Annotated in this window: 9 protein-coding genes; 5 read left to right on the top strand and 4 right to left on the bottom strand. The window is 65.0% G+C overall.

The annotated features are described in order from the left end of the window. Both AC1DMG_RS17180 and AC1DMG_RS17175 read left to right on the top strand, forming a co-directional pair. Nucleotides 1–939, top strand: a 939-nt coding sequence (locus tag AC1DMG_RS17180; protein ID WP_477180820.1) for a cation diffusion facilitator family transporter, incomplete at its 5' end; no start/stop codon positions are given. Nucleotides 940–1,010: 71 nt separating this feature from the next. Then, a complete protein-coding gene (locus AC1DMG_RS17175) occupies nucleotides 1,011–1,172 on the top strand; it encodes a 30S ribosomal protein THX (protein WP_121879330.1) in 162 nt (53 codons plus the stop codon). Between the two features lie 60 nt (nucleotides 1,173–1,232). Here the strand turns inward: AC1DMG_RS17175 and hutI are convergent, their stop codons facing one another. The 3 genes from hutI to AC1DMG_RS17160 are packed head-to-tail and all read right to left on the bottom strand — an operon-like array spanning nucleotide 1,233 to nucleotide 5,517. Then, on the bottom strand, nucleotides 1,233–2,465 hold the full coding sequence (gene hutI / locus AC1DMG_RS17170) for an imidazolonepropionase (protein WP_441603451.1): 1,233 nt from the start codon (nucleotides 2,463–2,465) through the stop codon (nucleotides 1,233–1,235). Beyond that, nucleotides 2,462–3,946: a chloride channel protein gene (locus tag AC1DMG_RS17165; RefSeq protein WP_441603450.1), complete on the bottom strand. Its 1,485-nt coding sequence runs from the start codon at nucleotides 3,944–3,946 to the stop codon at nucleotides 2,462–2,464. The genes hutI and AC1DMG_RS17165 overlap by 4 nt, the downstream gene beginning before the upstream one ends. Continuing rightward, complete coding sequence (locus tag AC1DMG_RS17160) at nucleotides 3,943–5,517, bottom strand: GNAT family N-acetyltransferase (RefSeq protein WP_441603449.1); 1,575 nt, start codon at nucleotides 5,515–5,517, stop codon at nucleotides 3,943–3,945. The genes AC1DMG_RS17165 and AC1DMG_RS17160 overlap by 4 nt, the downstream gene beginning before the upstream one ends. A gap of 81 nt (nucleotides 5,518–5,598) precedes the next feature. Between AC1DMG_RS17160 and AC1DMG_RS17155 the strand changes: the two genes are divergently transcribed. After that, nucleotides 5,599–6,969, top strand: a complete 1,371-nt coding sequence (locus AC1DMG_RS17155) for a formimidoylglutamate deiminase (protein ID WP_441603448.1) — start codon at nucleotides 5,599–5,601, stop codon at nucleotides 6,967–6,969. Between the two features lie 133 nt (nucleotides 6,970–7,102). Then, nucleotides 7,103–7,273 (top strand): hypothetical protein, encoded by a 171-nt coding sequence (locus AC1DMG_RS17150; protein ID WP_441603447.1) that lies wholly within the window; start codon nucleotides 7,103–7,105, stop codon nucleotides 7,271–7,273. Here the strand turns inward: AC1DMG_RS17150 and AC1DMG_RS17145 are convergent. After that, nucleotides 7,258–8,193 (bottom strand): LysR family transcriptional regulator, encoded by a 936-nt coding sequence (locus AC1DMG_RS17145; RefSeq protein ID WP_441603446.1) that lies wholly within the window; start codon nucleotides 8,191–8,193, stop codon nucleotides 7,258–7,260. The two genes, AC1DMG_RS17150 and AC1DMG_RS17145, sit on opposite strands and share 16 nt — an antisense overlap. Before the next feature lie 106 nt (nucleotides 8,194–8,299). On the opposite strand from AC1DMG_RS17145, the gene AC1DMG_RS17140 reads away from it, so the two are divergent. Further along, the coding region (locus AC1DMG_RS17140; protein WP_477180821.1) for an aldo/keto reductase at nucleotides 8,300–8,474 on the top strand (175 nt) is incomplete at its 3' end.

Genomic DNA, 8,474 nt, shown 5'->3' with positions numbered 1-8,474 from the left:
GCCCATGACCATGCCCACGGTCATGCGCATGGTCACGACCACGCGCATGGCGGCATCAGTGGTCGCGAGAAGAAACTGATCTTCGCATTCGTGCTCACCACCGTGATGATGGTGGTGGAAGCGGTTGGCGGTTTCTGGTCCGGCTCGCTGGCGCTGGTGGCCGACGCCGGCCATATGCTGATCGACTCGCTGGCGCTGCTGCTGGCCGTGGCCGGCGCATGGTTTGCCCGTCGACCGGCCGACGCGCGTCGCAGCTACGGTTACGGGCGTCTTGAAGTGCTCGCCGGCTTCGTCAATGCACTCACCCAGTTCGTACTGGTGGCGTTTATTGCGTACGAAGCGGTGACGCGCCTGTTCGAGCCCACCCATATCCTGTCCGGCATGATGCTGGTGGTCGCACTGATCGGCCTGGTGGCCAATGTGCTGGTGCTGAGCACGCTGCACGGACACGCGCACGACGACGTCAACCTCGCTGGCGCGACGCTCCACGTGCTGGGCGACCTGCTCGGTTCGGTGGGCGCGGTCGCTGCCGCGCTGCTGGTGCGCTGGCTGAGCTGGAACTGGGCCGATCCGGTGCTGTCGCTGCTGGTGTCGCTGCTGATCCTCAACAGCGCGTGGCGCCTGCTGCGCCGTTCCGCGCACATCTTGCTGGAAGGCGTGCCCGAGGGCATGGATACCGGCGATGTGGCGGAGGCGCTGCGTGGCGCCGACGCAAGCATCCGCGATGTGCATCATCTGCACGTATGGCAGCTCGCTTCGGGTTCGCGCATGGCAACCTTGCACGCTGAATTGCACGAGGGTGCGAGCAGTGTGACGGCGATCCGATCCATCAACGGCGTGCTGGCCGAACGCTTCGGCATTCAGCACGTTACGGTGCAGATCGACGTCGAGCGCTGTCCCGACGAGCTGCGCGGCTGCGCTGGCCCCGGTTGTCGCTGACTATTGCGCTTTGGGCCGTCGCTGATACGATGGTTGGCCGTATTCACCCTAACGAATCAAGGAGTTCCCTCATGGGCAAGGGCGATCGCAGGACCCGTCGTGGCAAGACCTACCGTGGCAGCTACGGCAATAGCCGCGCTCACTCGCTGCAGCCGGCCGTAGCCGGTAGCAAGACGACCGTGACCAAGCCGGCTGCCGCCAAGAAGGCCGCGCCGAAGAAGAAGTCGGCCTAAGCGCCTGACTTCACAAGAAGGCCCCCGCTGAGCGGGGGCTTTTTTTTGCCTGAAAACCGCTCAGGCGGCCGCCTGGGCCTCGCCGCCGATGAACACCTTGCGCAGGGCATGGCTGCCGCCGATCCAGTAGCACAGCTCCGCAGGCTGGTTCACGTTCCATACGGCCAGATCCGCCCGCTGTCCGGGCGCAAGCGTGCCACGGTCGCTGAGACCGAGCGCTCGCGCTGCATGGACGGTGACGCCGCGCAGCGCCTCTTCAGGCGTGAGACGGAACAGCGTGCACGCCATGCCGGCGGCGAGCCGCAGCGAGAGCAGGGGCGAGGTGCCCGGATTGCAATCGGTAGCGACGGCCATGGCCACGCCATGTTCGCGCAAGCCGGCAATGGGCGGCAGCTTGGTTTCGCGCAACGCGTAGAACGCTCCCGGCAGCAATACCGCCACCGTGCCCGCGGCAGTCATGGCGCGCATGCCGCTGTCGCTGAGATATTCGAGATGGTCGGCGGACAAACCGTGATAACGGGCGACCAGCGCCGCGCCATCGAGATCGGAAAGCTGCTCGGCATGCAGCTTCACGGGCAAACCCAGCTGCGTGGCACGATCAAATACGCGGCGCGTTTCCTCGAGCGTGAAGCCGATGTTTTCGCAGAAGGCATCGACCGCATCGACCAGGCCGTCGGCGGCAAGCGCAGGCAGCATCTCGTCGCATACCAGGGATACATAGGTCTCGCGATCTTCGCGATATTCGGGCGGCAGTGCATGCAGGCCCAGAAAGCTTGTGCGCACCGTGATGCCCAGCGCTTTGCCCAGACGCCTCGCCACGCGCAGCATGCGGCGCTCGGTTTCCAGATCCAGCCCGTAGCCCGATTTGATTTCCAGCGTGGTGACGCCATCGGCCATCAATGCATGGCCGCGCGGCAACGCTTGGGCAAACAGCTCGTCCTCGCTGGCAGCGCGGGTGGCTTTCACCGTGGACACGATGCCGCCGCCGGCGCGSGCGATYTCTTCGTAGGTGGCGCCATTGAGGCGCAGGTCGAACTCATGCGCGCGGTTGCCGCCGAACACCAGATGCGTATGGCAGTCGATCAGGCCGGGCGTGACCACCGCGCCGCCGAGGTCTTCCACTTGCGATGCGAGCGAGCTGGCATCGCCTGGCAGCGACGCCTCCGGTCCTACCCATGCAATGCAACCTTGATGCATCGCGATGGCGCCGTGTTCGATCAAGCCATACGGTTTATCGCCAGCGAAAGTGGCCAGCGTTGCGTTGATCAGCAGAGAGTCCCAGCGTGGCGTCATGACGGTCGGTGATCAGTGGGTTTGTCAGGAGAAGTGGATTCCGGCGGAAGCAGGGGCGTCGCGGGATCTTCCACGATCGGTGGCGCATCGTTGAAGACTTCGTCGTCATGCGCTTCTTCAGCGGCACGTCGCGCGCGCTCCAGTTCATAGCCTTCGATCAGCTTGTCCGCCAGCGCGCGGTAGACCGGCTTGCGCGACAGCAGCGACGAAGCAGCGCGCGCCAGCAGGCAAGTGGCCATGATCGGCAAGACCATCTGCTGGTTGTCGGTAAGCTCCATCGTGATCACCGTGGCGGTGAGCGGCGCTTGGGTGACGCCGGACAGATAAGCGGCCATGGCGAGCAGGGCGACCGCGGACGGATCAACCCCCGGCAGGATGGCGCACAAGTTATTGCCCAGCCCCGCACCCACGGCCAACGCCGGCGAAAAGATGCCGCCGGGAATGCCTGCCCAGTACGAAGCGATGTTGCCGAGAAACTTCAGCACGCCAAAGCTGGACACCGTATCGGCGTGGCCTTGCAGGATGTCCTTGGCCTGCGCATAGCCGGTGCCGTACAAACCGGTATTCGTCAGCTGGCTGAGCAAGACCAGCGCAAGCCCGCAAGCTCCCGCAAACAGCACCGGCTGGCGTGCGCGCAGCCGACCGACGACACCGCGCAAGCCGGTATCGCTGGGCAGAATCAGGCGCGCGAACAAACCACCGGCCAGTCCACACACGATGCCCGTGGCGAGCACCGCCCACCATGCCTTGCCCAATGGCAGGCCGATGTCGAAATGGCCGAAGTAGGCGTAATTGCCGAGGATACCCAGCGAAACGAGGCCGGCGATGAAGACCGCGGTGAGCAGAATGCCGCTCACGCGATGTTCGAACGAGCCACTCATCTCTTCGATCGCAAACACGATGCCCGCCAGCGGCGTGTTGAATGCGGCCGCCAGGCCGGCAGCGGAGCCGGCGAGGATGAAACGCCCGGCGGCAGCAGGTTCGTCGAAACCGAAGCGACGTCCCAGCGAGTACAGCAAACCCGCACCCACGTGCACGGTTGGACCTTCGCGTCCCACCGATGCACCGCCAAGCAGTGCGGCAAGCGTGAGGCCCATCTTGCCGATGGCGATGCGCAAGGAAAGCAGGCTTTGCCGAAAACCTTCGTCCTCGACTTTCAGCGCGGCAATCGCTTGAGGAATACCTGAGCCTCGCGTTGGCCTGAGTGCTCCTTCTGTGAGCCACGCCAGCAGGGCAAACGTGACCGGTGTGATCAGGAAAGCCCAGAACCGGTTGCGCGTGACCACACCGTGGAACGTGTTGAACGCCCAGTCGGCCGCCTGGGTGAAGCCGATTGCCGCCAGTCCGACCAGCACCGCGCCGCCCCAGAACAGCACGCGACGCCGCCACTGGATCGGCGAAAACAATTCCGATCCGGCCAGTTGCTGGAAACGCCCGGCGACGGGCGACGGGCGGGCGGGTTCTTTGTCGGCGTCGCTCACGAGGACGGCTCGGACTTGCGGGTCCAGCGGGTTTCGTAAAGATCGAAACGGCGGTCCTTGAGGTTTTGCACGGCGCCGGCATTGCGTGCGCGCGCCAGGCTTTCCAGGTGCAGATCGGCGAACAGCACGGTTTCGATATTCGGGGTGGAGTCGGCGGCAATGCCGTCGCGTGCAAACGGAAAATCGCTGGGCGTCAGGATGCAGCTCTGGCCGTACTGGATATCGAAGTTGTTCACGCCTGGCAGGTTGCCCACGTTGCCGGACAGCACCACGTAGCACTGGTTCTCGATCGCCCGCGCCTGCGAGCAGTAGCGCACGCGCAGGTAACCTTCGCGCACGTCCGTGCAGAACGGCACGAACAAAATCAGCGCGCCCTGGTCGGTGAGATGACGCGCCACTTCGGGGAATTCCGAGTCGTAGCAGATCATCACGCCGATCGGGCCGCAGTCGGTCTGGATGGTGGCCGCGGTGTCGCCGCCGGTGATGTTCCACACGGTGCGTTCGCTGGGCGTGGGGTGGATCTTTTCCTGCTCATGGATCGAGCCGTCGCGCAGGCACACGTAGCAGACATTGTGGATGTCGCCGTTGGCCTGTTCGGTCGGGTGCGATCCCGCCACGATGTTGATGTTGTAGTGCACGGCCAGCCGGCTGAAGAGCTCCTTCACCTGCGGCGTGTACTGGCTGAGCATGCGGATCGAATCGACCGGCGACAGCTCCTCGTTCTCGATCGACAGCAACTGCAGCGTGATCAGTTCGGGGAAGGTGACGAAGTCCGCGTTGTAGTCGGCGGCGATGTCGGTGAAGTATTCGACCTGGGTGGCGAATTCCTCGAACGAGCGGATGCGCCGCTGCTGGTACTGCACGGAGGCGACGCGCACCATGTCGGGCAGGCGCTGCGTCGAGGGAATCGAGGGGATATCCGGGTGATCGAGCAGCTGCGGATTGCGCCACACCAGATGCGCCGCATAGCCCAGCGACTCATAGTCCGACGGCACATAGCCGCGCAGCAAGCCGACCACTTCGAATTCGTTGCTGAGCTGGAAGCTGAGCGTGAGGTCGCGGCGTTTRCCTTCGACCACGGCCTGCACATAGGCCTCGGCGCTGCCGTAGCGATGCAGATTGCGCGCAAGCCCGGGAATGCGTCCGCCGAACACGATGCCGCGCAGTTTCAGATCAGTGCACAGCCGCTTGCGCGCCTGGTATAGACGCTGGCCGATGCGCATATTGCGGTAATCGGGATGCACCACCACTTCCATGCCGTACAGCCAGTTGCCGTCGCGGCGATGGCGTGAGGCCATGCCGCCGCCGGTGATCTGCATCCATGTGTGCGGGGCGAGCGCGGTCTTCTCGTCGATGCGGAACGTGGCGCAATAGCCGACGATCCTCCCTTCGTATTCGACCACGAACTGGCCTTCCGGGAAGTGCGTCTGCTGGGAGCGCAGCATTTCCGCGGAGTGTCCCCATTCGGGCGTATAGACGCGGGCGGTGAGGTCGACCAGTGCGGGTACATCGGCGGCCTTGGCCTGCCTGACCAGCAGCTTGGGCGTGCGTTCCTGAGATTTTTTGGCCATTGCCGCATTATGCCGCAGCGATGTGAACGGCGCGGGGTGGCGAGCGGTTACACTCGAAGTCTGTCCTTACGGAGCTTGCTCATGGCAGCCACCATCCCGACCCGCTACGCCGCCGACCGACTCTGGACGCCGCAGGGCTGGAGCTCTGACGCCGTGTTGGATATCGATGATGGCGGCATGCTGGTCGAGGGATCGGGAGGGCACGCCGAGCGCCTCGGCCGTTGGGTGCTGCCCGGCATGCCCAACCTGCATTCGCATGCGTTCCAGCGCGCCATGGCGGGACTGGCCGAACGCAAGGGCAAGAGCGACGACAGCTTCTGGACCTGGCGCGAAACCATGTATGCGTTCGCCGCCACCATCGGCCCGGACGAATTGCAGGCCATCGCCGCGCAGCTCTACGTGGAGATGGTCAAGAGCGGTTACACGCAGGTCTGCGAATTCCACTATCTGCATCACCAGCCCGATGGCACGCCGTACGCGCAGCCCGAGGCGATGTCGCTGGCCTTGATCGAAGCGGCGCGCGAGGCAGGCATCGCGCTGACCTTGTTGCCGGTGTTGTACATGAGCGGCGGTTTCGATGGCCGTCCGCTGGCGCCGCGGCAATGCCGCTTCGGCCACGACGTGCCGTCCTATCTGCGCCTGCTCGAAAGCCTGCGCAAGCACGAGAGCGACAAGCTGCGTGTCGGCATCGCCTTGCATTCGCTGCGCGCGGTGCCGGAGGATGCCTTGCGTACGGTGCTCGCCAACGATGCGGCCAGTAAGTGCCCCATCCACATCCATATCGCCGAGCAGATCGGCGAGGTGCAGGATTGCCTGGCCACGCGCGGCGCGCGTCCGGTGGAATGGTTGTTTGATCACGCCCCGGTGGATGCACGCTGGACGCTGATCCACGCCACGCATTTGACCGACAAGGAAACGCTGCAGATCGCGCGTAGCGGCGCCGTGGCTGGTCTGTGCCCCACCACGGAAGCGAATCTCGGTGACGGGTTGTTTCCGCTGGCGGCTTATCTGGATGCGAACGGCACGCTGGGCATCGGTTCCGATTCGCATATCTCCGTGTCGCCGGTGGAAGAATTGCGTTGGCTGGAATACGGCCAGCGCCTGGCGACGCGTCATCGCAATATCGCCGGACGTCATCAGGGCGACAGCGTGGGCGAGACCTTGTGGCGCGCCGCCTTGCGCGGCGGTGCAACGGCTTCGGGATTGCCGATCGGCGAATTGCGCCCGGGCGCACGCGCCGATCTGATCGTGCTGGACGATCGCGCACCCTTGCTTGCCGCACGCGACGAACGTTCGCTGATCGACAGCTTCCTGTTCGCCGGCAACGCGCCGCTGGTGCGCGATGTGATGGTGGGCGGCGAATGGATGGTGCGTGGCTTCACCCATCGCGATGAAGACCGCATCGCCGCGCGCTACCGCACGGTGATGGAACGGCTCGCCCAGCAGCACTGACGCGCAAGGATCAAGTCAGCATGAACGGTGGCTGCGATTTCGATGAATCGCAGCCATCAAAAGCGGGTGTTCGCGTCATCGGGTTTTTCGAGACCGGCGTTCTCCGGATCAAACCCACCCGAAGGAGAACACCATGCGTCGACTCATGCTGATCGGTCTCGGCCTCGCCGTCATGTTCAGCGCGAGCGTGTCACTCACCGGCTGCGTGGTGGTGGCGCCGCGACCGCACTATGCAGCGCGGGTCTGGGTGCCGGCTTACTACGCCCCGGGCAATGTCTATATTTCCGGTCACTGGCGTTCGTGAGCCGTCGCCAGGACAGCGCAGTGCTGGCGCAGGTGCTCGATGAAGGCGCGTAACTTCGGGGGCACCTGCAGCCGGCTGGGGTAATAGAGATAGAAGCCGTCGAACGGCGGCAACCAGTCGTCGAGCACGCTTTGCAGGCGGCCATCGGCCAGCGCTGCACGCACGGAGGGTTCCACCATATGCGTGAGCCCCAGGCCGTCGATGGCAGCGCGTATCGCCATGCTGGGGTCGTTGGTGGTGATGGGGCCGTCCACGTCCAGTTCGAACCACTGTCCCTTGGACGCGCCCGTCGGGTGCGCAAACTCCCAGCGATAGATCGCGTTGCTGCTGAAACGGAAGCGCACGCAGTCGTGCGTGGACAAGTCGCGCGGATGGATGGGGCGTCCGTGCGCGGCGAAGTACGCAGGCGATCCCACCACCACGGCACGCTGCGGGCCGCCCAGCGGCAAGGCCACCATGTCGCGCGCCAGGCGTTCGCCCAGGCGGATGCCGGCGTCGAAACCATCGGCGATCAAGTCGGTGAGGCGGTTCTCGACCTGGATATCCAGCTTCACTTCCGGCCATGCGCGCATGAAGGAGGCCACGCAGGGGGCGATCAGGTGATCGAGCACCATCTGCGGTACGGCGATGCGCAGCGTGCCGGCGGGCCGGTCGCCGTGCTGGCGCAAGGCGTCGATGGCGTCGTCGATTTCGCTTAAGGCGGGGGCGATGCGTTCGAGGAAGGCGTGGCCCGCCTCGGTCAGCCCCACGCGGCGCGTGGTCCGGTGCAGCAGGCGCACGCCCACATGGTCTTCCAGCTGCCGCAGCGTCTGGCTGAGCGCAGAGGGGGTGACCTCCAGCTCAGCGGCGGCGCGGGTGAAGCTCCCATGGCGGGCGATCAGGCGGAAGGCGCGCAGGGCGGTGGCGTGGTCCTGAGCCATTAATTAGCCTCGCTTAATAAAGCATGCACAAGATGCGGATTTTTCCCCGTAATGGCAAGGCGCATGCTCTGCCCATCCGCACCAGCCACCATCACGGGAGTTCGCCATGTCGCTCGATGCCTACTACACCCTCGGTCGCTCCGGCCTGCGCGTTAGCCGCCTCGCCCTGGGCACCATGACCTTCGGTRACAACTGGGGCTGGGGAGCGGCGCAGGACACCGCCCGCGCCATGTTCGACCGCTATCTGGAGGCCGGCGGCAATTTCATCGATACCGCCGACC

Source organism: Dyella sp. 01N36 (assembly GCF_056399745.1).
This window is presented reverse-complemented; position numbering and strand designations above follow the sequence as displayed.